19 protein-coding genes and 4 tRNA genes are annotated in these 23,697 nt (G+C 42.6%); 15 read left to right on the forward strand and 8 right to left on the reverse strand.

The genetic code is table 11. The features are described from left to right. Positions 1 to 333 precede the first annotated feature (333 nt). The 3 genes from ACZW67_RS05705 (at position 334) to ACZW67_RS05715 (ending at position 2,869) form a co-directional block, all read left to right on the forward strand. Positions 334 to 1,353 (forward strand): lipoate--protein ligase, encoded by a 1,020-nt coding sequence (locus ACZW67_RS05705; RefSeq protein ID WP_465182486.1) that lies wholly within the window; start codon positions 334 to 336, stop codon positions 1,351 to 1,353. A 209-nt stretch (positions 1,354 to 1,562) separates the two neighbouring features. Further along, positions 1,563 to 1,979 carry a VOC family protein gene (locus ACZW67_RS05710; protein WP_352259201.1) on the forward strand — a complete coding sequence of 139 codons (417 nt, stop codon included), beginning with the start codon at positions 1,563 to 1,565 and terminating at the stop codon, positions 1,977 to 1,979. A gap of 128 nt (positions 1,980 to 2,107) precedes the next feature. Next, the gene (locus ACZW67_RS05715; RefSeq protein ID WP_465182487.1) at positions 2,108 to 2,869 is read left to right on the forward strand and encodes a lysozyme inhibitor LprI family protein; all 762 of its coding nucleotides are present in this window, start codon (positions 2,108 to 2,110) and stop codon (positions 2,867 to 2,869) included. A 148-nt stretch (positions 2,870 to 3,017) separates the two neighbouring features. Here the strand turns inward: ACZW67_RS05715 and ACZW67_RS05720 are convergent, their stop codons facing one another. Beyond that, positions 3,018 to 5,153 (reverse strand): 2,4-dienoyl-CoA reductase FMN-binding domain-containing protein, encoded by a 2,136-nt coding sequence (locus tag ACZW67_RS05720; protein ID WP_465182488.1) that lies wholly within the window; start codon positions 5,151 to 5,153, stop codon positions 3,018 to 3,020. 363 nt (positions 5,154 to 5,516) lie between these two features. Between ACZW67_RS05720 and ACZW67_RS05725 the strand changes: the two genes are divergently transcribed. Beyond that, positions 5,517 to 7,181, forward strand: a complete 1,665-nt coding sequence (locus ACZW67_RS05725) for an AMP-binding protein (RefSeq protein WP_465182489.1) — start codon at positions 5,517 to 5,519, stop codon at positions 7,179 to 7,181. Positions 7,182 to 7,404: 223 nt separating this feature from the next. On the opposite strand, the gene ACZW67_RS05730 is transcribed toward ACZW67_RS05725, so the two are convergent. The 4 genes from ACZW67_RS05730 to hemA form a co-directional block, all read right to left on the reverse strand. Then, positions 7,405 to 7,824, reverse strand: coding sequence for a DUF6691 family protein (locus ACZW67_RS05730; protein ID WP_465182490.1), 420 nt, complete (start codon positions 7,822 to 7,824; stop codon positions 7,405 to 7,407). 72 nt (positions 7,825 to 7,896) lie between these two features. Next, on the reverse strand, positions 7,897 to 8,334 hold the full coding sequence (locus ACZW67_RS05735) for a YeeE/YedE family protein (protein WP_465182491.1): 438 nt from the start codon (positions 8,332 to 8,334) through the stop codon (positions 7,897 to 7,899). A 150-nt stretch (positions 8,335 to 8,484) separates the two neighbouring features. Further along, positions 8,485 to 9,618, reverse strand: coding sequence for an aminotransferase class V-fold PLP-dependent enzyme (locus ACZW67_RS05740; RefSeq protein WP_465182492.1), 1,134 nt, complete (start codon positions 9,616 to 9,618; stop codon positions 8,485 to 8,487). A gap of 708 nt (positions 9,619 to 10,326) precedes the next feature. After that, complete coding sequence (gene hemA / locus ACZW67_RS05745; protein WP_465182493.1) at positions 10,327 to 11,760, reverse strand: glutamyl-tRNA reductase; 1,434 nt, start codon at positions 11,758 to 11,760, stop codon at positions 10,327 to 10,329. A gap of 647 nt (positions 11,761 to 12,407) precedes the next feature. On the opposite strand from hemA, the gene ACZW67_RS05750 reads away from it, so the two are divergent. From ACZW67_RS05750 to ACZW67_RS05800, 11 genes are all read left to right on the forward strand, one after another. Beyond that, the gene (locus ACZW67_RS05750) at positions 12,408 to 14,360 is read left to right on the forward strand and encodes a tetratricopeptide repeat protein (RefSeq protein WP_465182494.1); all 1,953 of its coding nucleotides are present in this window, start codon (positions 12,408 to 12,410) and stop codon (positions 14,358 to 14,360) included. A 164-nt stretch (positions 14,361 to 14,524) separates the two neighbouring features. Then, entirely contained in the window at positions 14,525 to 15,148 is a 624-nt protein-coding gene (gene lolB / locus ACZW67_RS05755) for a lipoprotein insertase outer membrane protein LolB (protein WP_465182495.1), read from the forward strand. Between the two features lie 92 nt (positions 15,149 to 15,240). Further along, positions 15,241 to 16,203 carry a 4-(cytidine 5'-diphospho)-2-C-methyl-D-erythritol kinase gene (gene ispE / locus ACZW67_RS05760; RefSeq protein WP_465182496.1) on the forward strand — a complete coding sequence of 321 codons (963 nt, stop codon included), beginning with the start codon at positions 15,241 to 15,243 and terminating at the stop codon, positions 16,201 to 16,203. Between the two features lie 77 nt (positions 16,204 to 16,280). Next, positions 16,281 to 16,760: a hypothetical protein gene (locus ACZW67_RS05765; protein WP_465182497.1), complete on the forward strand. Its 480-nt coding sequence runs from the start codon at positions 16,281 to 16,283 to the stop codon at positions 16,758 to 16,760. A gap of 189 nt (positions 16,761 to 16,949) precedes the next feature. Then, positions 16,950 to 17,025: transfer RNA gene (locus tag ACZW67_RS05770), tRNA-Gln, on the forward strand. A gap of 245 nt (positions 17,026 to 17,270) precedes the next feature. Further along, positions 17,271 to 17,346 (forward strand) — tRNA-Gln (locus tag ACZW67_RS05775). A gap of 110 nt (positions 17,347 to 17,456) precedes the next feature. Continuing rightward, a complete protein-coding gene (locus ACZW67_RS05780) occupies positions 17,457 to 18,404 on the forward strand; it encodes a ribose-phosphate pyrophosphokinase (protein WP_110921948.1) in 948 nt (315 codons plus the stop codon). A 380-nt stretch (positions 18,405 to 18,784) separates the two neighbouring features. Then, the gene (locus tag ACZW67_RS05785; RefSeq protein ID WP_465182498.1) at positions 18,785 to 19,459 is read left to right on the forward strand and encodes a 50S ribosomal protein L25/general stress protein Ctc; all 675 of its coding nucleotides are present in this window, start codon (positions 18,785 to 18,787) and stop codon (positions 19,457 to 19,459) included. Positions 19,460 to 19,651: 192 nt separating this feature from the next. After that, positions 19,652 to 20,233: an aminoacyl-tRNA hydrolase gene (gene pth, locus ACZW67_RS05790; RefSeq protein ID WP_194196097.1), complete on the forward strand. Its 582-nt coding sequence runs from the start codon at positions 19,652 to 19,654 to the stop codon at positions 20,231 to 20,233. Between the two features lie 173 nt (positions 20,234 to 20,406). Further along, positions 20,407 to 20,787, forward strand: coding sequence for an aspartate 1-decarboxylase (gene panD, locus ACZW67_RS05795; RefSeq protein ID WP_025651868.1), 381 nt, complete (start codon positions 20,407 to 20,409; stop codon positions 20,785 to 20,787). Positions 20,788 to 20,996: 209 nt separating this feature from the next. Next, positions 20,997 to 21,980 (forward strand): calcium/sodium antiporter, encoded by a 984-nt coding sequence (locus tag ACZW67_RS05800; RefSeq protein WP_465182499.1) that lies wholly within the window; start codon positions 20,997 to 20,999, stop codon positions 21,978 to 21,980. 67 nt (positions 21,981 to 22,047) lie between these two features. Here the strand turns inward: ACZW67_RS05800 and ACZW67_RS05805 are convergent, their stop codons facing one another. From ACZW67_RS05805 to ACZW67_RS05815, 3 genes are all read right to left on the reverse strand, one after another. Next, positions 22,048 to 22,719 (reverse strand): RDD family protein, encoded by a 672-nt coding sequence (locus ACZW67_RS05805; RefSeq protein WP_465182500.1) that lies wholly within the window; start codon positions 22,717 to 22,719, stop codon positions 22,048 to 22,050. A gap of 210 nt (positions 22,720 to 22,929) precedes the next feature. Continuing rightward, a tRNA-Arg gene (locus tag ACZW67_RS05810) sits at positions 22,930 to 23,006 on the reverse strand. 176 nt (positions 23,007 to 23,182) lie between these two features. Further along, positions 23,183 to 23,272 (reverse strand) — tRNA-Ser (locus ACZW67_RS05815). Positions 23,273 to 23,697 lie beyond the last annotated feature (425 nt).

Here is a 23,697-nt window from a genome sequence, read left to right on the forward strand (position 1 = left end):
GAAAAAATCCTATCAAGCATGGGACGGCTGTTTCCTATTTATAAGAGATGGTCATTTATGATAAATGTACCGTTATAAAAGGTCTCAGTCGTGAAAAAGGTTATATCGTAAAAAAAGACCACGATGATAACTTTTTAATCGCTTAAAAGGGATTATTTTTCTATACTCATCACTCACTTTTGTTTATAAATTTACCTTATCTAAAATAAAATCAATATCTTTATCACCGCGATCATTAAATTCCAACCTCGCATCGGTAAGAATGGTTATGCCTATATATAAAAGCCAACTCATAAAACCTAATAAATAACCTTCTACTCAAAAGGATAAAAAATGAAACTACGCATCTTAAAATCTGCCGTGACCAACCCTTGGTTTAACCTTGCTACCGAAGACTGGATATTTAACACCCTCAATCCCGACTCGCACACGCTATTCTTATGGCGTAATTCTGAGACCGTGGTCATTGGTCGTTCGCAAAATCCATGGGTAGAATGCAAAATCGATAAAATGGAAGCCGACGAGGTGTTTTTGGCGCGGCGTCAGAGTGGTGGCGGCGCAGTGTTTCATGACTTAGGCAATACCAACTTTACTTTTCTATCACCCAAAGATAGCTACGACCAAGAAGCGAACTTTGCCATCATCATCAATGCGTTGAAAAAACTGGGCATCGATGCTGACTTATCTGGGCGTAATGATATGCAAGTAGGTGATAAGAAAATCTCAGGTAGCGCCTTTAAACATGCAGCGGATCGCAGCTTTCATCACGGGACATTACTCGTCAATGCCAACATGCAAAAACTCGGCGACTACCTCAATCCACATCCGCTCAAACTAAAAGCCAAAGGCATTAAGTCTGTCCGTTCTCGTGTTGCAAACTTGGTTGAGTTTAACGAAAACATCAATCATGACACGCTGTCTGATGCGATTATCGAAGCGTTTTGTGAATACTATCGCGACAAAGATTATGACAACACTGCACCAGTAGAGGCGTTAGATGAAGCCAGCCTCGCCAAGCAACCAACTTTGAATAAATACTATCAGCAAATGGCAGATTGGGATTGGCGCTTTGGTAAGACCCCTGAGTTTACCCACCATATTGAAACACGCTTTGATTGGGGCATTATCGATTTGCACCTTGATGTAAAGCAAGCAATGATTCGTGAAGTCGTTATCTTCTCTGATGCGCTAAACGTTGAGTTGATTGAGCTGTTAAAAGACGCTTTGACTGATAGCAAATACAATCGCAACGACGTAAAAACTAAGCTCGACGAACTAGGCATAGCGCAACCTGAATTAGCAGCGCAAGTGAATGACGTATCTGAGTGGTTGACTAGCGAGATGGAAGGTTAGATTTTGCGACGTCAAATTTAATCTAGCAAGTATTGCAGGGTATGCCGCTTGCACTGCTTGATAAAAAGTTACTGACACAAATGCGCTTTATATAGTTAATGGTATTGATATCATACAGACGCCATTTGAGATTTTTTATATTAATGATGCATAACAAGCACCCTACCATTACTCCATTTTTTATGAACAATAAATATTAAGGCATTTTTATGAAGTACTTACATGCAATGATTAGAACCAACAAACTAGAAGAAACGTTATCTTTCTATTGTGACCTTATGGGCTTACAACTGCTAAGAAAGAGAGACTCTGAATCAGGCAGATTCAGCTTATATTTTTTAGCAACGCATGAGGGTGCGCCAGAGATTGAGGTGACACACAACTGGGATGAAAAAGAGTATACCAATGGCGATAATTTTGGGCACTTTGCCTTTAAAGTCGACAATATATACACGCAGTGCGACACCTTTATACAGGCAGGGGTCGAGATATTAAGACCACCTAAAGATGGCCATATGGCTTTTGTTAAAGACCCTAACAACATCTCAATTGAACTGCTACAAAGTGGCGAAGACCTAGAACCTATCGAGCCTTGGATTTCGATGGAAAATGTTGGCAGTTGGTAAATGAGTGAGGCTAGCTAGCTGGGCTAGGATCGATGGACTGATTCGTTTTTTGCAGAAAATGATGATGACACGTATATCACAATTTAGCTTTCTTAAAATACAATCAAGCTCTAAAAAATGAGGGTAATATGAAAAGGTTATGCATCACTACAATCAGTATTTTAGGCACTTGCTTACTTTCCACTTATGCAAATTCAGCAAGTTTTGATTGCGACAAAGCTGCTAGTTGGGTAGAAAAAACTGTTTGCGAAAATCCTGAGCTTTCTAAGCTTGATGACGCCATGGCAGAAAAGTACAAAAGTAATCTAGTCACCTCTTCTGACTATGAAGACAGCAAAGCTTTTAAAGATAGGTTCATTGCTAATCAACGCATATGGCTAAATTTTCAGCGTAATACTTGCAAAGATACCAAGTGCCTTATCCGTGAGTATAAAGAATATATCGAAGAAGATACATATTATGATTGGGAAGATGAGCTAAACTCTTCTGAATTTCCCAATAAGGATATGTTTGGAGAATTTTCTAAAAACTTTCAAATTTCAGTATTTAATGTAGATGGTAAGCACAAAAATACGTTGCAAAATGCAATGAATACTTTGTCGATTAATAAGGTTGATAAAAAACCTAATCTTTCTGTAATTGAAAGTGACTTAATTTTTGATAATTTACATACCTGTAGTATTGAAGATAGCATTGCAAGGTGGTCACAAAATCATTGGGTCGTTAACGATGATCAGCCAGATGAAACCGTCGAGCTAAGATTATATCCAGCAATGTATAAGGGTAAGAATCAACTATTATTAAGAGACATTAATTATCAGTTTAGTTCAGGGCGTTGTGGTGTCCGAGGGTATTTTGACCGGATTATATTAGAGCACGAGGTGAGTTAGGTTTTCGAACTTCGAAGCAATGATAAGCTAAATTTTATCTCAATTAAAATAAAAACCTTGAGCAATATTTAAGCTCTAAATAAAAAAACAGCAGGAGATCACTCCCCTGCCGTCTTCTAGTTTTAGACACTGATTTTAAATCAATCGTTTAAATCTGCACAGCAACCTCAGCCCCATCACGAATCGCGCGTTTAGCATCTAGCTCAGCTGCAAGCTTAGCGCCGCCGATTAAATGATACTGCGCGTCTGGCGCATCACCAACGTTTGGCATTAGCTCAACGACTGACTCTTGACCTGCACAGACGACGACGCTATCGACACGTAGTAACTGGCTTTGACCTTGACCATTGGTCACCCAAATACCTTCATTGGTAATTTTGTCATACTGCACGCCAGCGACTTGGATGACGCCGTGTGATTTGATATGAGCACGATGCACCCAACCAGAGGTTTTATTGAGTCCGCTGCCCAAGCGACCTTTGCTGCGCTGCATGAGATAGACTTGGCGAATAGGTTTAATGGCCTCAGGCTTAACCAGACCACCATCCGTTTGATAATTGACATCATTAGTCACGCCCCACTCTTCGCGCCACTCACTAATTGACTGGGCTTTTGGACGATAGCTTGGATCTTTCAACGTCTCAGGATCTAGCTCATCAAGTGGTTGACCATGTTTGGCGGTGAGATATTCACTGACATCAAAACCAATACCACCAGCACCGATGACAGCAACTGTATTGCCAACTGATTTCTCACCAGATAGCAGTTCAGCATAGCTCATCACTTGTGGCAAATCTGCACCTTCAAGCTTACCTGCTAGACTTCTAGGTACGACACCCGTTGCGACGATGACATGGTGGAATTTGGCTTTTTCAAGCATGTCTTTATCGACTTTGGTGTTCAGTTGTACGTCGACACCCAAGTGCTCAAGCTCATTAATATAGTAGCGAATGGTTTCAAAGAACTCTTCTTTACCAGGGATGACTTTGGCATAGTTGAACTGACCGCCCAACACGTCTTTGGCTTCAAACAAGGTCACATCATGACCGCGCAGTGCAGCCACATGAGCGGCTGACATACCCGCAACACCGCCACCGATGACAGCAACTTTTTTCGGCTTCTTCGCTTTCTTATAGACCAATTCAGTCTCATAACAGGCTTGTGGATTGACCAAACAAGTCGAACGTTTGTTTTCAAAAGTATGATCTAGGCAGGCTTGGTTACAGGCGATACAAGTATTGATACGGTCTGCTTGACCATTTTTGGCTTTATTGACCCAATGTGCATCAGCTAAGAATGGACGCGCCATTTGAATCATATCAGCTTGACCAGTCGCGACGATTTCTTCAGCCGTTTCTGGCATATTGATACGGTTCGCTGCCATCATTGGGATATTGATGTGCTTTTTAATTTCAGCAGTGAAGTCAACAAATGCGGCACGTGGTACGCTCGTCACAATCGTCGGGACACGTGCTTCATGCCAGCCGATACCCGTATTCATGATGGTCACGCCCGCTTCTTCTAGCGCTTGAGCCACCGTGATGACTTCATTCATGACGTTGCCATCTTTGACCAAATCAATCACTGACAGGCGGAACAAAATAATGAAATCTTCACCAGCAGCAGCACGAACCGCTTTAACCACATCAACGGCAAACTTCATACGGCCTTCGATATCACCACCATAAATGTCTTTACGCTTGTTGACATGACGCGATAAGAACTGGTTCAGCAGATACCCTTCTGACCCCATGATTTCTACACCGTCATATCCTGCCTGCTTGGCAAGCTTGGCTGAACGGGCGTAATCTTTTACCGTCTGCTCGATGTTTTTAATACTCATCTTGCGCGGTTTAAATGGTGAGATTGGCGATTTAATCGGGCTTGATGACAGTACAAAGGGGTGATAACCGTAACGACCACTATGCAAGATTTGCATGATGAGTTTGCTGTCATGTTTATGCACAGCACGGGTCACGCGTTGGTGATTGATGACGTCGGCCTTTGTATTCATGGTACCGCCCGCAGGAAGCAACCACCCTTCGCGATTGGGCGAAATACCGCCAGTGATCATCATCGCCACGCCGCCTTTGGCACGCTCTTCGAAATACGCTGCCAGCTTGCCATAATTATAGAAACGATCTTCAAGACCCGTATGCATAGAGCCCATTACTAGACGGTTTTTGAGCGTCGTAAAACCCAGATCGAGTGGCTCAAATAAATGCGGGTAATGTTCATTGGTAGTGGCAGTTTCAATCGGCGCGGCAGTGCGGCTGGCGGTCATATCATTTTCCTTATGAATAGCTTGCGGGGTTTAACGTTACTGGTATCGTACCACACCGCTATTATCATCAGCTACGCAGACAAACGACTGATGAGTGGACGTTTATTCATTACCATACCAAATGGCTCTGCTTAATAGCTGACTTCCTAGTATGCGGTTAAACAAACACGACAAAACCAGTCCAATTATCAATGACGAATGTCTATAATAATTAGGTATTAAGACGTAGCATCGACTGGATTAATCGATTAGATTATAAGGGTAAAAATACAAATACTTCCAATTGATGACATGCCCTGATAAAGTCGATCGACTAAGGTATTACCTCAGAAAATCTCAAATATATGATAAAGGATTATCACAATGACAGACTTCCATACTGGTCTTGGCAAAAATGCAGCCAACCATCAACCGCTTACCCCCATTGATTTTATCATTCGCAGTGCGCAGGTTTACCCTGACAAGACTGCCATCATTTATGACGACCTAAAATATAATAACTTCACCCAAACGTGGCAACAAACCTATAATCGTTGCAGGCAGTTAGCCGATGGGCTACGCAAACTGGGCATTGATAAAAACGATACCGTGGCAGTGATGATGCCGAACACGCCAGCGATGATTGAATGCGCCTTTGGTGTGCCGATGTCAGGTGGTGTACTCTGTACATTGAATACCCGACTCGATATCAACGCCCTCACCTTTTGTCTACAACATTCAGAAGCCAAAGTTCTGGTTTTGGACAGTGAGTTTGCTGAATATGCCGAGATTATCGATGAAACCTTTCCCAACCTAATTGTTATTCATGCAACAGATGCGGCTCTCAAAGTCGATAGATTTGGACAAATGAGCTATGAGGAATTGGTTGCCAGTTCAGACAGTTTGGATAACTGGGAAAAACCATCAGACGAATGGGATGCGATTGCACTGAATTATACCTCTGGCACCACAGGCAAACCCAAAGGTGTGGTCTACCACCATCGCGGTGCCACGCTCAATGCTGTGTCCAATATCCTAGATTGGGACCTACCGAAGCATCCTATGTATCTCTGGACGCTGCCGTTATTTCACTGTAACGGTTGGTGCTTTCCATGGACCATCGCTGAGCGTGCCGGTATCAACGTCTGCTTACGTAATATTGATGCGGATTTGATTTTACAACTAATTGCTAAGTACAAAGTCAGCCATTATTGCTCAGCTCCTGTGGTACACAATATGATTGCAGGTGGTAAGTCTGAATATAAAGAGGCGATTACCCACGAAGTAAATGGTTGGGTCGCTGGTGCGCCACCATCTGAGACTATGCTAGCCGCAATGGAAGCCATGGGATTCCACATCTCTCATGTTTATGGTCTCACTGAAGTATATGGGCCAGTGACGCTCTGTGCCGAGCAAGCAGAATGGGATGAGCTGGATGTCACTGTACGTGCGCAAAAGAAATCACGACAAGGTGTGACTTCACACTTGATGACTGGGTTTGAGGTGTTTAAGCAAGGTACAACTGAACCTGTCGCGGCCGATGGTGAAGAAATGGGCGAGTTGGCACTACGCGGTAATATGGTGATGAAAGGCTATCTCAAAAGTCGTAAAGCTACCGAAGCGGCCTTTGCTGATGGCTGGTTTCGCACGGGTGATTTAGGCGTCAAATACGCTGATGGTTATATCAAAATCATGGACAGGCTTAAAGATATCATCATCTCAGGTGGTGAAAACATCTCTAGTATTGAGGTCGAAAACATCCTATATAAAATGCCTGAGATTCAAAGCTGCGCCGTGGTCGCTGCACCACATGAAAAATGGGGCGAAGTGCCCGTTGCCTTTATCGAGATTCATGCTGATAGCACCTTGCAGCGCGATACCGTGATGGCGCATTGCAAGCAGCATTTAGCGGGTTTTAAAGTACCCAAATATATTATCTTTGCTGAAATACCAAAGACCAGTACGGGCAAAGTTCAGAAATTTGAGCTGCGACAAGCAGCCAAATCATTGGCACACGAAACCCCGAAAGTCACAGTCAGTGCGAAATAGGGCTTCTGAAAGTGTAAAATACTTTTATAACGTGAAACGTTTTTTATAGAAATATAGAAAGGGTCAGCTTGATCATATTAGGCTGACCTTTTTTTGAGCGCTAGCTTATTTATACTGTAGTTGGTTCAATATAATTTGGAGACAAGGCAGCCGAGTAAAAGTACTACACCTAGTAGACCAAGCCAGGCTGATACCGTATCCAATTTATAGAGAGCTAACTATATCAGCCAAGTTTTGGCTCTAACCATTGATAAATCAGCATGCCAACTATCATGGCAGGGATGAATACATACGCTTGCCATTGTCCTGTTCCGAGCAGTACGATTCCTGGCCCTGGACAAATACCCACCAAACCCCAACCAATACCGAACAGCATCGCGCCGATAAGGAGTTTTTTATTGATAACGGTTTTGTTTGGCATCTCGATTAATGTGCCAATCCAGCTCGTCTGCTGACGCTTGGCCAATTGTACACCAATGATTGCCACGATTAACCCACCACCCATGACCAATGCGAGGGAAATATCCCATGCACCAAAGACATCCAAAAACCCTTGCACCTTCACAGGATCAGTCATGCCAGATATCAGCAGTCCAAAACCAAATAACAACCCTGCCAGTAATCCAATTATATTTTTTAGCATGTTTTTTCTCACACCTAATATGTTAATTCAAGCTGCTATAAACAGTACTCAACGCCGTCTTAGCGCGATTCTTTAAATCAAACTTAAAACATGCCGACCAAAATACACCGTCACAATACCAAAGAGCATAAAGGTTACCGTCGCTGCCATCGAGCGTGGAGACAAGCGTGCATTGCCACAGATACCGTGCCCACTAGTACAGCCTGAGCCCAAACGCGTCCCAAAGCCAACCAACAATCCCGCGCCGACTAATAGCGGTAAAGAAGTGCTGATATCTATATTGGGTAACGGTCTTCCAAGACTATATATTACTGGCGAGACGACCAGACCCACGATGAACAATATCTGCCACATCTCAACACGCTTTGGCTTCAGCAGGCTTGAAAAGATACCGCTAATACCCGCAATACGCCCAATACCCAGTAGCAGTATAACGGTCGCCACACCTAGCATTAGGCCGCCTGCTAAGGAGATTGGTGTAAATGCCTGCCAGTCTATTTGTATGCTCATAACGGACTACCCAATTAAGTTTATTAAATACGTGCCTAAATATTAATTTATAAAAATACATTATATTATAAAATATAATAAAAGGGTAAAAAAATACTGAACCCATATTAAACAGGCTCAGTATTCTTTTAGCTAAGCATGTGGTAAATACTATTTAGCCAATACTTCATCAAGTGCTGACTCAAAACGTGTGACGGCACCATCAACGTCAGTCAATTTGTCTAGACCAAATAGACCCAAACGGAAGGTCTTAAAGTTATCCGGCTCACCTACTTTGAGAGGGACACCAGAAGCGATTTGCATACCGGCTTCTGCAAAGGCACTGCCTTTATGCATGTCCTCACGATCGGTGTATGCCACGACAACACCTGGCGCTTCAAAGCCTTTGGCTGCCACGCTCTCGATACCTTTATCAGCAAATACCTGACGGATGCGGTTGCCCAACTCCCACTGCGCATCACACAATGTATCGAAGCCAATTTTTTTAGCCTCTAGAATGGTATCGCGGAACTGACGTAAGCTGTCCGTTGGCATAGTCGCATGATAAGCGTGACCGCCATTCTCATAGGCACGCATGATGTTTAACCACTGCTTCAAATCCAAGCTAAAGCTATCAGATTCTGTACTGTCTACTTTTTGGATAGCAGCATCGCTGAGCATGACCAAACCAGCACACGGCGTACTACTCCAACCTTTTTGCGGAGCACTGATAAGAACATCAATTCCCAAATCTTTCATGTCTAACCAAACACAACCTGATGCGATACAGTCGATAACCAATAAACCACCAACGCTATGCACGGCAGCACTCAACGCTTTAATGTAGTCCGCTGACAGAATAATACCTGATGAGGTTTCGACATGCGGAGCAAATACCACGGCTGGTTTTTCTGCTTTAATTTTTGCAACTGCCTCATCGATATCGACAGGTGAAAACGGCTTTGGAGAATCACCCTCTTCGCGATGAGCAGTCAAGACCGTAGTCGATTGGGCAATTTTGCCTTTTTCTAGGATTTGCGACCAACGATAGCTAAACCAACCATTACGAATAATGAGGCAATCTTCATCGTTTGCCAATTGACGCGCAACCGCTTCCATACCATAAGTACCAGCACCCGGTACAATCACGACTGCATCAGCGTTATAGACTGATTTCAGGTCGCTAGACAGGTCATTCATCACTTGTTGAAAGACTTTCGACATGTGATTGAGGGCGCGGTCAGTATAGACCACTGAGTATTCTAATAAGCCGTTTGGATCAATATCTTGACGTAATGCAGTCATAGGGCGCTCCTAGTTTATTGTTAGATGATTTAATAATTCTTAAGCTGTAGCTACAGCAAGCTCCAGACACTAAAACCTCAATATTAAAATGCAGATACTAAAATCTAAGTGCAAAAATCTAAATGCCAACCTAGCCAAATACTATTTATAGTGAAATAGCACTATTGCTAGAGACTATAGTTGATTCCATTTAAAAGTAGTACAAGGCAACCGAGTGTAGATGTATGTTTAATACTTCAAGTGAGGTTAAAGCAGTAATACTTTTATAGTGAAATAGCACTGTCGCTAGAGGCTACTATAGCTAATATTCATTTGGATATAATATCGAGTAATAATCGAGAGTACGACGCAGGGTTGACGATATAGCGCTTTATCCTAGTGCTATTGCCGTTGATGATTGTGTCTTGCATGCATTGATTTTATTAACTTGGGACGAAATCGTACAAAACATATGCACCGATATAAATGCTACACAGTGGTAGACTCATTACAGTGGTCGCGGATGATGGAATGACATGAATAGATACTGAGCCAGCATAAGTGCGCTAAGGCGTTTATCGAATAATGGCCAGCGAATCCCGACAGATTATCATCGCTTAATATGCTTATGACAGCTCGATATTAGCACTGATAATGCAGGTTGACAACGATATGTTCGCGCAATGCGTGCACTGGCGAATCTATGATTTTTTGATAAAGGAATGGCTACTATCGACGGCCGCGATGTGACTCATTCAAGCCTGCTACCACAAAGTCTAACAGTTCGCTGTCACCTTCACGGGCAGCTTTACGCAGCAGCTTCGATGGTGCATGTGTGAGTTTCTGGGTCAGACGGCGTGACAGCTCGGTGAGGATATCTTCAGGGCTGGCATCACTCTGCTGTAGCTGAGCGATAGAATCATGCAGTAGTTTGTCTACTTGATCCTGAGTACGTGCACGGTATTGCTCTATATCTTTACCGACTTGGCGCACTTGAAAACGACGATCCATCTCAACGACCAGTTGGCTGACTAGTAGCTCTGCGTCTACCGCTGCTTGCCTACGCTGCTCGATGTTACCAGCAATCACGTGCTGCAGATCGTCGACAGAATACAGATAGATATCATCTATACGGCTAATGGTAGAGTCAATATCACGTGGCACTGCTAAGTCAATCATCAACATTGGCTGATAGCGGCGACGCTTGAGCGCCTGCAATGTCATGGTTTTATCAATCAACAAATCCATACTGCCGCTACAGCTACTGACAATATCAGCCTCTGCCAACACTTGCGGTAGCTCTTGCAGTGTTCTGACTTCCACACGGCGATTAGGGTTGCGCAGCTCAGCCGCCAGTGCTTCTGCCCGTTCAGGATTACGATTGCAAATGATAACCCGCCCGACCCCAAGCCCCGCAATGTGCGTCGCGACCAATCTATTCATCTCGCCTGCTGCCACAACCAATAGAGTTCGGCTAGGCAAATCATCAAATATTTGCGTGACGAGTTTGGCCGCCGCAAAGCTGAGCGATACCGCTTGTGCACCTACTTTGGTCTCATTACGCACACGCTTAGCAGCCGCAAACACTTGATCGACGACCCAACCGAGCTGATTACTCAATACTTTTTGCTCTTGTGCGAGGTGTACAGAGCGCTTAATTTGACCGAGTATCTGCGGCTCACCCAATATCATAGAGTCTAGCCCTGCGGCGACCCTGAGCCAGTGAGTTAAAGCATGCGTATCACGATGCACATAGAGATACGAGTCAATCTCAGAGAGTGATAGTTGCTTAAAAGTAGCGAGCCAGCTTTTAATTTTGATAATATGAGCACTGATGGTAGCAGATGAGAGCTTGCTACTACTGGTAAAAGCATTACTAGCCACTTCCTGCCCAGTAGACTCGGCCTTTTGGGATTCTGATAATTGTGAATCTAACGATGATGTTAAATTTGACGACGGTAAGGTTGAATTTTGCGATGCTAAGGCTTGTGGTACAAGGGCGTAAATCTCGGTACGGTTGCAGGTAGAGACAATCACACTACCATCTGTGAATGCTTCTAACTGTTTGAGCGCGATATTCACATCGTCACCTACTAACGCCAAGCGCTCTCGTAGAGCGACTGGTGCAGTTTTGTGATTGACCCCAATGACCACTAATCTCATTATTGATAGACCATAAAAATGATGCTCATCTGCCAACCGCTCTATCTTATTATTTTTAAAAGACAGTTTTGGACGACAGCGTTAAAAGAAATAATCTGAAAACCGCTTATTATATCATTATTGCCAGCTTTAATTAACACTCGCCTACCGATGATAACTATTTGCTTGTATCTGGGCGCGCATGTCACAAATCAACTACTCATACGATTGGTAAAGCCAATGTTTGAATTTGAGCAAATGTTTAAAAAATGCTCACAAACCATTCGCTTACTCTGCATTAAATTGTTATATTTTCATAATATGCTGACCAATATTGATAGCGAATTATCGTCATAGATAGTCAGATAATCATGCTTTGCCCACCAGCTATTGTTAGAATAGTTAATACTACTATCTGAGTAACACGGTCACTATTGTTTATACCAGCTATCTACTCTTATAATGTTTGTCATGGGTACTCGTTACCAACATTTAGTTTAAAATAATTAAAACATATAGTTAGAAAACTGCTAAACAGCTACGGCGTTACCCTCCCTAGATGTACGGCTTGTACAATCTGCAGACGGCTGCCTTGTACCCGTTTTAGAATTCTTTGGCTATAGCTTATCTTATCGATATAGATAAATAATGGGCAAATACGGTTATCTATGATTTTTTTAGGGTCATTACTTCGATCAAAACTTGCGCATGACGCCCAATCTAACCTTCATGCTTTATGGCATGACATTATTGAACGTCTATGGCAACACTATAAGCTAACATTATCGTTGGCCGTCTGTCTGTGCCTAGGATCTTCTTCTGTATACGCAAACCCTTCCAACGTCTTATTACAGACCACTGGACCCAGCGTATCAGCAGCTATCATAGACGACAACGCATACAGCAACAATGCATCGAATAACAATGCGACGAGTCATACTACAACAACTATCCATACAAGCATACAGCCCACAGGAAAGGTTGCCAATATTGATGGCCTAGCCCCAGCAAGCTTATGGCAACCTGAGCTCGCAGAGCCAAGTTTATATGCGCTGCTAGATGCGGAATTTGCAGCAGATCGTGATGACAAAAGACGCGCGATTACTATCTATAAGCAGCAATCTTTTAAAGAAGATGCGACGGCAGTCTTTGAGCGCGCGCTTAGTTTGTCTTTGCGCAATGAGCGAGTCGAGGATTCATTACAGTTTGCCAAAACATGGCAAGACCAAAACCCCGATCACGTGCCTGCTTGGTTTTATGTGGCGCATTTGGCACTACGAGCACACGACTACTTGCTAGCTGGCGAGACATTGAATCGTATCTTGCGTTACGATCCTCGAGCAGACCTAAGCGAAATCCTTATCGGTATTTATCCAAACGATGATGAAGATAAGCGCGAATTACTTGCCGCGCTACAGCCGCTAGATAGCGAGCAAAATGCTTCATTGTCCGTATTAAAAGCAGGCTTGCTTTACCAATTTAATGAGCCTGAAAATGCCATTATTCATATCAACCGTGCTTTAGAACGCCAACCAGACTATGTGCCTTTTATTACGTTAAAGGCCGACATATTGCGCAAAATCGTTACTGCTGAGACAGTAATCAATTATGTCAGTCAAGCACGACTGCGTAATCCAGACAGTAAGAACCTGTACTTGTATGAAATTCGCTATTTGTTGGACTTAAAGCAAAGCCAAAAAGCATGGGAGTTATTGATTGAAGCGCATAAGCATTTCAATGATGATGCTGAGATTACTTTATTAGCAGCATTAGTAAGCTTGGATATCGAAAAATATGATAATGCCGATCAGTTACTCAATATGCTGGCAAAGACACCCGCTTATCTTAATCAGGCTTATTACTACCTCGGTATCAGTGCTGAGCGCCAGCAGAAATTTGAACAAGCCAAATACTATCTCAATGGTGTCATGCAAGAAGACTTGGTGTTAGAAGCTCGTAGAAAAGTCGTCGCATTTGAATTACTCAATAACAATACCAAGGCGGCAATGTCAGTTTTAGAAAAGCTGCGCAAAGACTTTGAAGTATTTGCACCTGACACGTTTGTGATGCAAGCCGATATCTTATGGCAGCAAAACAAACCTGACGAAGCGCTGAGTCTATTAACGAAAGCTGCACGTAATTATCCCGATAATGAAATGCTCTTGTTTGCACGTGCCCAGCTCCTCGATGACAAAGAAGACTATATCGTAAAACGGCCACTGCTCAATCATTTGCAGGCTTTAGATCCTAGCAATCTGTCTTATAAGCTCAGTTATGCACAGCTACTATTGGCCAACGAACGCAGCTCTGAGCAAGGCCTCGCGCTTGCGACAGCGATCATTAAAATTCACTATGATGACCCACGTTACGATAATGAGCTACATCTACAAGCACTCAATATCCTAGCAAGCAATGCGCTGGCTAACAAAAACTACCAGCAAGTTATCGACTACCTACAGACACCTTATGACGTGTTGCCTACGCTACGTTCAGGTGCTTTACTGTTACGTGCGTATCAAGGCCTAGGCAATAATGAAAGAGTCGAGACACTACTCACAGATTTGCAGAAACGCTTTTCATTCGGACAGCATAATATTAATGACCGCATACAGCTGTATTAGATACATGGTCAATAAATCATTTTGATAGTAGGCAAAACAGTTCTACGATTGCAGAGCACTTAGTTACAAGGCACTTATAAGAAGCTAACAGCCACGCATAACTGAGTAACAAATAACACTTAAGCTAATATCTTTGTAAATTTGTTCATTATTGGGGAAACATCATGTCAGTAGTAACCACTTCTTATAAGCTTAATAAAGTCACTCTATTTACAGCCATGGCGGCAGCGCTCGTGATAACGTCTGGTTGCCAGTCATTAAAAACAGCGAGTGCGACTACCAACCAACCAACCACAACTATACAAGAGCAACCACAAAAGCTTGAGACCTTTAATATTACTGGCAAAATTGGTGTAACGATGCCTGCTAATGACACCACAGGCGCGCAAGGTGGCAGTGCCTTTTATGCGTGGGGACAACAAGAAGACCGCTTTGCTATCGAGCTGATTGGCGCGCTAGGTATCGGTAAAACCAATATCGAATATGATGGTCAAACCGCCACGCTAGTCAGTGAAAAAACAGGGTCATTGACAGCGAATGATCCTGAGACTCTATTGAAAAAAGCAACCGGCTGGCAGGCTCCTATCTCACAGATGCCTTATTGGATATCTGGTCGTCCAGCACCTTCAGACAGTGCACCAGAAATGGATGCCCAAAGCCGCTTAATCAGCTCAGTCAACGGTGAGTGGACCGCAAGCTTCACTTACAAGGGCACTGATAAACTACCGAGTAAAATCAGCGCGGTACAACCTCAAGGCAATAAGGTTGTGATGACAATTAATCACTAGCCCATCATTCATCAGTGACCGCAATTACTGATCAAGCCACCATTGCTTACTAAGCTAGCCATTTACGGCTGAAAAATTTATGACTGCACATTATGATTAAAAATATCGCCGCATCATCTGCCTCTACTATCACACGCTTATCCCCTGCAAAGATTAATTTATTTTTGCATATTACTGGTAATCGTCCTGATGGCTATCATGATTTGCAAACGGTTTTTCGCTTGCTCGATTGGGGCGATTATTTACATTTTTCAGTAGACAGTGATGTCGTCGTTGATACTGGTGATAACACGTTAGAAGCTACGAACCTTTGCCATCAACTACTCACTCTAACTGGCGCAGAAGCGATAACGACCAGCATAGAAGACAATCTCATTTTTAAAGCAGCATACGCATTATTAGCTGCTTCAGTACTATCTGACAAGCTACCTAAGCAGTTAGCATCAGTGAATGTCACTTTAGATAAACATTTACCAATGGGCGCAGGATTGGGTGGTGGCTCCTCTAATGCTGCCACCACCGTATTGGTATTAAATGAGATTTGGCAGCTTGGCTTTACTCGTGACGAGCTTATAAAAATCGGTGCAAAAGTGGGCGCTGATGTGCCCATATTTATCTTTGGGCAAGATGCGATTGCGATGGGTATTGGTGAGGAACTGACCGCCATTGATTTACCAGAACATCAATATTTAATGTTGACACCTGATGCTCATGTGAATACCGCAAAGCTGTTCGCGCATCCGAAACTACAGCGGAATATCGCTCCCCTATCGATTGAAACCATTCAAAGCCAATACGCTGATTATGTACAAACGCTCACTGTGCCCTATCACAATGTTTTTACGCCAGTAGTGAAGAGCCTCGCACCTGCTGTTGAAGAGGCTTTGCATTATTTGCAAGGGTTAGAACAGCAAGCACTGGGTACAGCACGAATGACTGGCTCTGGTAGCGCAGTGTTTTTACCTTTGGATGCAAGCGTGACTACTGACAAAGTGCTTTTGGCAAAGTGGATTATGGATGCGCCTTGCGCAGGATATGTGGTTGGGAGTTTATAACTGCGCAAGTTTTTATAGATAGGTGAAAAGGTAAGAGCCGCAAATACTATCAAGCCTAAAGCATTTAAGAGCAAAATATGATCACTCTCGGAAATACAGAAACTATTGCTTTTACAATGCATGAAATAAAAGAACAATTTGTCGTGATGGATATTATTGTGAACTCAGTAAATATTAGTTATCAAGATAATAGCTATTATATTTTTCCACTGATTAACAATATTAAGAAAGAAATAGAACTTATTACTGATGGCGAATTTCACCTAAATAAAAGCTTGATCAATAAACCACTAAGCAAGCTACACGATATTTTTTATGAAACTGAAACTGGAGTTTACGATAGCAGTAGTGAGAGAACTAACTTTTTGTTCTATGACTTATCTACTAACAAATCTCTATTTTACATTTACCAAGAAGATGAATGTCTGATATTTTTTGGGAAATTTTTTGATAGTAATAATACTATCACTTCAAGAATAAAGAAAAGTGAGTTCTTAGCTACATTGCTAAAGCTGTTGCATACAGTTGAGTCTTACGCTGCTCCTCGGAACATATAAGACTACTTTGGAAATCCTGTACCAGATTCACCCTACTAAAACCCATTCACACAACCCTATGATCACTTTGATTAACACTTCAATTTTCGGCACTTACTTACCAAAACCACCTCATTACGAATAAAAGCCAGAAAAAGGCGCAAATGACTTGCAAAATCTGAAAATTTACTTATAATAGGTCGCCTCAATAGGGGTATAGCCAAGTTGGTAAGGCATCAGGTTTTGATCCTGACATCCGTTGGTTCGAGTCCAGCTACCCCTGCCATTTTTAAGTTCGAAGTGTTTGATATGTATACATTATAAGCGGTTTATAGACAGCCAATTATCGTATTACCATTGACAACGCCATCCCAGTTTCGGTATAGTTCGCAATGAACGCCGCTAGGGAAAAGTTAGATATCAAACGGTTCATCCGTTTTGTAGATAACTGAAAGGTCGTAACGCCATTCTAAAAGTAACAATTACTAAAAGTTACTGCTAGAAATCGGACGTACACAGCCTAGACATTACAGGGGTATAGCCAAGTTGGTAAGGCATCAGGTTTTGATCCTGACATCCGTTGGTTCGAGTCCAGCTACCCCTGCCATTTTTTACTGTAATAGTATTCATCAAAACTTTCCACCACTCTTTTCTGAATTTGAGCAGTTTGACACTGCTTAGCGGTCTCTGCTTGAGTCAATCAATAGGACTTCTGTCATGCCTTATTTGGCGATTTTTACGGGCAATGCCCACCCAGAATTAGCAAAAACCGTAGCCGATCATCTTCACATACCTCTTGGTAAAGCTGACATCACGCGTTTTTCTGATGGCGAAATTGCCGTGGAAATCAAAGAGCACGTGCGCGGTAAAGACGTGTTTATCATGCAGCCTACTTGTGCACCGACCAATGACAACTTGATGGAAATCATGATGATGGCTGACGCCTTGCGTCGCTCTAGTGCTGGTCGCATCACGGCTGTCATGCCTTATTTTGGTTATGCGCGTCAAGATCGTCGTCCACGCTCAGCTCGTGTACCTATCTCTGCTAAAGTCGTCGCTGACATGCTAAACATCGTCAGTATTGACCGCGTAATGACGGTTGATTTGCACTCAGATCAAATTCAAGGTTTCTTCGATATTCCTGTAGACAACATCTACGGCACGCCTGTGCTATTGAACGACCTACAAAAACAAGATTATGACAATATCATGGTTGTCTCACCTGATGTCGGTGGTGTTGTGCGTGCACGCGCCATGGCCAAGCAGTTGGGTGATACCGACATGGCAATTATTGATAAGCGCCGTGCTCGTGCCAACGAATCACAAGTGATGCACATCATCGGCGACGTTCGTGACCGTGATTGTGTGATCGTTGATGATATGGTTGATACTGCAGGTACACTATGCAAAGCCGCTGAAGCATTGAAAGCGAATGGTGCGCGTCGCGTGTTAGCTTACATTACTCACCCTGTTCTATCTGGTAATGCATTGAAAAACATCAGTGAATCTGCGTTAGATGAGCTAGTTGTGACTGATACGATTCCACTGTCTGATGCAGCAAAAGCTTGTAGCAAAATTCGTCAAGTAAGCATCGCGCCGATGCTGGCTGAAAGCCTACGCCGTATTAATAACGAAGAATCTATTAGTGCAATGTTTGATGGCTAACATTTAAGCAGTAGTGCTCGTCATAAAAATAGCGTCAAGTTTCATTACTTGGCGCTATTTTTTGCTTAATAATTTTACACAGCTCTTTTTCGTAGGTCTTTATTATTACTACAAAATCCCGTATAATGCGCGCCTGTGCCGCCCGTTTGTTTTATTCAATCAGGTTGGCATTATCGAAAGTGCTGATCATGCTGTGAGTAACGACGACCATGATAATAACTATCATAAAAATCGTTATGACAAGCAAATGGCTAAGCGTAGAATTTTTGGTAGTAACTATCACTAATAATACTTAGCTATCATCACGTATTAGTGGATTGGTCGCAAATCCACTTTTTTATGACCAGACACTTCATCATTCTTTTTATAGGATTATATCCATGAGCATTAACCATTTTGAGCTAAACGCAGTTGATCGTTCTGCTGAACAACAAGGTAAAGGTGCGAGCCGCCGCCTACGTAAGCAGAATCTAGTTCCTGCTATTATCTATGGTGGCAACGAAGAGCCTACCTCTATCTCTATCAAAATCAACGAGTTGGTAAAATCGCTTGAATTTGAAGCGTTCTTCTCACACATCTTGACCATCAATGTTGACGGCGTAGAGCATCAAGCAGTTATCAAAGATTTACAACGCCATCCAGCTAAAGGCTTCCCAATGCATGCTGATTTCCAGCGCGTTGTGAAAGGTCAAAAAATCACTATGAACGTTCCTGTTCATTTTGCTGGTAAAGAAGAAGCGCCAGGCACAGCAAAAGCTGGTGTTTTATCAACGCTAGTATCTGATATCGAAATCTCTTGCATTCCATCACTACTACCTGAGTATCTAGAAATAGACGTATCTGGTATGGAAATCGGTGATTTGCTTCGTTTATCAGACATCAAACTTCCTGAAGGCGTTGTTATCAACGAGCTTGAGCTAGAAGACGGCCATGATCGTACTATCGCTAACATGCTGCCACCGACAGTTGAAGAAGTTGATGCAGATGCTGAAGAAGTTGACGCAGCTGACGTACCTGCTACTGAACAGTCTGAAGACAAGAAAGACGGCGAGTAATAACCAAACTCTATATAGCGGCTTATTGTTTGTTATATAGTTACTGGTGCGCTTAGTCAAAGAAACAGCAGGTGATGAATATCTCCTGCTGTTTTTGTAAGTACGATTTGAGCATAATACGGATATTATTTATTCAACGTTTATGCGTTCGGACGTTACCACTCATTTGTTAAATTCAAGCAAGGTGTTTTTATGGCCATAAAGCTTATTGTCGGTCTTGGTAATCCTGGTCAGCAGTATATGTTTACGCGCCATAATGCAGGATTTTGGTTCGTCCATCATTTGGCCCAGCAGTTCAATATTACCCTCTCTCCTGATAAAAAATTCCATGGTGTCACAGGACGCGGGCAAATTCATGGGCATGATGTGCGCTTATTGATGCCTCTCACCTTTATGAATAAGTCTGGTGAGTCGGTTGTGCCGATGGTCAATTTTTATGGCATTGATAATGATCAATTGCTCATTGCTCATGACGAGCTCGATATTCCTGCTGGCAGCATTAAATTAAAAACAGGTGGTGGCCACGGTGGTCACAATGGCTTGCGTGATATTACGCCGCATATTGGTAGCGATTTTCATCGTCTACGCGTGGGTATTGGTCATCCTGGTCATAAATCCAAAGTTAGTGGACATGTCCTCTCAAAAGCCTCTCCTGATGAGCAAATTGGTATCGATAGCGCCTTAACTGCAGCTTTTGAAGCTTTACCATTACTGCTAGATGGCGATATTGAACGCGCGCGTTCTCAGATAAACGGTTTCAAACTACCCGAATAACACGGTATGATACCGCCTACTCTGGCAGATGTATTTTGATCCCAATTCTGCCTAGTTAATCAATAACTTACCCAACACTGCTCATTCAGCTACGGGTTTGGGTAATACTGCCTTTTTTTGGGTAGATTTGCCCCCATTAACTTATTACTTTCATCACGCTAAGGAAGCAATCCATGCTACTTAATATGCTTAAATGCAAATTGCACCGTGCCCGCGTCACACATGCAGAGCTTCACTATGAAGGTTCTTGCGGTATTGATGGCGATTTATTAGACCTTGCAGGTCTGCGCGAAAATGAATCTATCGATATCTATAACGTTACCAATGGCAAACGGTTTCGCACTTATGCGATTCGTGCTGAAGCAGGTTCAGGCATTATCTCATTGAATGGCGCTGCGGCTCATATGGCTGATTTGGGCGATATCGTGATTATTTGTGCCTATGCTCATTTTGATGAGGTTGAAGCAGAAACTTATCAGCCAAAACTGGTCTACTGTAATGAAGACAACACCGTAAAAGACACAGCAAACATCATTCCTGTACAAGTGGCTTAAGAAAATCATTCAAAAGCTTGTTACATAAAGTATGAGTAAATACCTAATCATACAGTTGCCGTTGTTGTCAAAATCCCATTAAAATACTTATACTTATATCGAAGCTGAATCCAGATTGTGATTCAGCTTTTTTTTATGCCATTTTTATATGATGTAAGCTTATTCAAAACCCAATATCTATTTTCATCCCTAACGAAGGAGTTATCTAAATGTGGTTGGCAGTCATTGCAATTTTGATTGGTCTAGCAATTTTGGTTTGGAGCGCTGATGTTTTTATCGATGGCGCAACAGCATTGGCACAAAAATTTCGAGTACCCAGCTTTTTGATTGGTGTGCTTATTCTGGGTATTGGTACATCAGCACCTGAGATGGTGGTATCGGTACTAGCAGCGTTAGAAGGCAGCCCTGAGTTGGCACTTGGTAACGCTTATGGCTCTAATATTATTAATATTGCATTGGTACTGGGCGCAACCGTAATAATAAGCCCTATTATCATCCGTAAGGCCATCGTTAAGCGTGACTTGCCTATCTTACTGATGATTACGGCTGTTGCAGCATGGCAGCTGCGTGACGGCTCACTCAGCCAAGCGGATGGTATCGTACTATTGGTATTATTGGTCTTAGTATTGGCCACTCAAATCGTATTAAGTATTCGAGAAGGCAATCATGAACATGATGAAGATGTCATAACAGAAGATGATGCGAGCACAAACCATGAAGAGCCGAGCGTAATAAGAGGCTTGGGCAGTTTGTTTTTAGGCATGTTGATGTTGGTTGCCAGTTCAAGAGCCATTGTTTGGGGCGCAGTTGAGGTCGCAACATTTTGGGGACTGAGTGAGTTGATCATTGGATTGACGATTGTTGCAGTCGGCACCTCATTACCTGAGCTGGTATCGAGCTTGTCTGCCGCTCGTAAAGGTGAACATGACATGGCACTGGGCAATATTATTGGTTCTAATATTTTTAATACCCTTGCCGTGGTTGGCTTGGCAACCGTCATTGCCCCTATCACCGTAAACCCAGTGATTTTTTCACGTGACGTGATGGCCATGGGTCTGATTACGGTATTACTGGTGGTGCTTTGTGGATTTGCTTTTGTCACCAATCGACCATTTGGACGAACCTCTGGTGCCATGTTAATGCTATTTTTTGTGGGCTATACCGGATGGCTTATTCAAACCGTCAACTTATAAAATGTTGGTGTGATTGCTCGCACATACCAGTACGTAGCACGTAGCACGTAGCACGTAGCTATAAATATTACGGTTTATTTTGCGACTGCTTGCGGTTTCTAAAACCACGCCATAACCCTTCGTGTGCTACTTTTGGCATTTTTAGGGTTATGGTATTGGATAACATATCTTGCACTGCTAAGCCGCGACGATTAAACAAACAAAAGGCGTAATTAAAAACCCAACCTAATAAGGCGCTGGTCAATAATATCGCACGTGACCCACCGATTAAGCTACCGATAATACCAAACAGTAATGGCATCAAACATGCCGCCAAAATACGCTTAAATGACTGTCCCCATGTCAGTAAATGACCTGCGTTATTCACGGTTTTTAATCGCCAAGTTTGCATACCTAATGTCTGCCCACCACGACGCCAAAACAACCCATAGAACGCCACTAGCGTCAGTACAAAAGACGGCGTCATAATGACGTTCTGATACCAAGTGGGCAACGACTGTGCTTGAGAAGAGTCTGTACCTGTATTCATGGTCAGCAATGTGCCAATCACAGTCAGCATCGTCCCCACTAAGAATAGCAATGCCAAAATCAACATGCCATCATAGAGTACCGCTACCACACGTGTAGTGGGCTTAGCGATCGTTGGCTCTTCATCAGGTATTTGCTGCATAGGAGCATTACGTTGAGGCTTTGACTTGGTGGTTGCTTTGGATGTGCGTTTAGATAAACTTTTTGACATGGTACAAGCTCATAGCAAGCAGTGAATAATGGCTCCATTGTACCGTAATTCACGGTTGTATCGTACATTATCCTCAGATGCTATCTGCTCATACATTTGCTCACGGCAGGAAGTATTAAGACAAAAGTAACAGACATAAAAAAACCGCCAAATTGTCATAAGACAGGCGATTTATTTAATTGGTTAGCTTGAAATAAGCTAGTATGCAAATGGTGCGCCTGGAGAGATTCGAACTCCCGACCCCTTAGTTCGTAGCCAAGTGCTCTATCCAACTGAGCTACAGGCGCGTATTTTGCACATCATCCACTGCGTTGTTAATAACAATTACAGTAAATTAGGTTGGTTATTATATAGATAATATCACTTGTGTCAACATCTTTATTTATTAAAATATAATTAATTTTTAACTTATAAAGACTAACAACTAATTTTTGCGATGCTACTCTAAAAACAACACTATAAATGGAGGTGAAGGAGGGATTCGAACCCTCGATACGCGCAAACGTATGGTTCCTTAGCAGGGAACTGGTTTCAGCCACTCACCCACTTCACCAAACGACGTAAGACTTTTTAAGTTCTAAAAAATAGTATTATTGCTGATAATACGTCTTATCCCGTGGGCGATGATTATAGCAAAACCAAAAAGAATTGCAAGCCTTGTCTAGCTATTTAATGCAATTTTTATGATATTTATTTGTTTATATCGTCTTATGCCTTTTTTAACGACTAAAGTATCTCTAAAAACTAGCAAAAACGAGGTCTGAGACAATCAATATGCGCTCAATTACTATTTATCGGTACATTTGATCGATGCATTAATTTTCAATATATAGTCCAATCCATATCAATCCGCTACATCGTCATCCTCGCTAAGCACACTAATGTATAACTTGCACTCGGTTTCCTTGTATCGAAATTATTTGAACTCAACGATACAATCTCTCACCTACTATGGCTTTTTCAGCAGTGGATGGCTAT

It is taken from the genome of Psychrobacter sp. TPE 89C, from assembly GCF_055522395.1.

Coding starts and splice junctions, on each gene's coding strand:
- ACZW67_RS05705 (WP_465182486.1), top strand. CDS start 334: ATGAAACTACGCATCTTAAAATCTGCCGTGACCAACCCTTGGTTTAAC.
- ACZW67_RS05710 (WP_352259201.1), top strand. CDS start 1,563: ATGAAGTACTTACATGCAATGATTAGAACCAACAAACTAGAAGAAACG.
- ACZW67_RS05715 (WP_465182487.1), top strand. CDS start 2,108: ATGAAAAGGTTATGCATCACTACAATCAGTATTTTAGGCACTTGCTTA.
- ACZW67_RS05720 (WP_465182488.1), bottom strand. CDS start 5,153: ATGACCGCCAGCCGCACTGCCGCGCCGATTGAAACTGCCACTACCAAT.
- ACZW67_RS05725 (WP_465182489.1), top strand. CDS start 5,517: ATGACAGACTTCCATACTGGTCTTGGCAAAAATGCAGCCAACCATCAA.
- ACZW67_RS05730 (WP_465182490.1), bottom strand. CDS start 7,824: ATGCTAAAAAATATAATTGGATTACTGGCAGGGTTGTTATTTGGTTTT.
- ACZW67_RS05735 (WP_465182491.1), bottom strand. CDS start 8,334: ATGAGCATACAAATAGACTGGCAGGCATTTACACCAATCTCCTTAGCA.
- ACZW67_RS05740 (WP_465182492.1), bottom strand. CDS start 9,618: ATGACTGCATTACGTCAAGATATTGATCCAAACGGCTTATTAGAATAC.
- hemA (WP_465182493.1), bottom strand. CDS start 11,760: ATGAGATTAGTGGTCATTGGGGTCAATCACAAAACTGCACCAGTCGCT.
- ACZW67_RS05750 (WP_465182494.1), top strand. CDS start 12,408: ATGATTTTTTTAGGGTCATTACTTCGATCAAAACTTGCGCATGACGCC.
- lolB (WP_465182495.1), top strand. CDS start 14,525: ATGTCAGTAGTAACCACTTCTTATAAGCTTAATAAAGTCACTCTATTT.
- ispE (WP_465182496.1), top strand. CDS start 15,241: ATGATTAAAAATATCGCCGCATCATCTGCCTCTACTATCACACGCTTA.
- ACZW67_RS05765 (WP_465182497.1), top strand. CDS start 16,281: ATGATCACTCTCGGAAATACAGAAACTATTGCTTTTACAATGCATGAA.
- ACZW67_RS05780 (WP_110921948.1), top strand. CDS start 17,457: ATGCCTTATTTGGCGATTTTTACGGGCAATGCCCACCCAGAATTAGCA.
- ACZW67_RS05785 (WP_465182498.1), top strand. CDS start 18,785: ATGAGCATTAACCATTTTGAGCTAAACGCAGTTGATCGTTCTGCTGAA.
- pth (WP_194196097.1), top strand. CDS start 19,652: ATGGCCATAAAGCTTATTGTCGGTCTTGGTAATCCTGGTCAGCAGTAT.
- panD (WP_025651868.1), top strand. CDS start 20,407: ATGCTACTTAATATGCTTAAATGCAAATTGCACCGTGCCCGCGTCACA.
- ACZW67_RS05800 (WP_465182499.1), top strand. CDS start 20,997: ATGTGGTTGGCAGTCATTGCAATTTTGATTGGTCTAGCAATTTTGGTT.
- ACZW67_RS05805 (WP_465182500.1), bottom strand. CDS start 22,719: ATGTCAAAAAGTTTATCTAAACGCACATCCAAAGCAACCACCAAGTCA.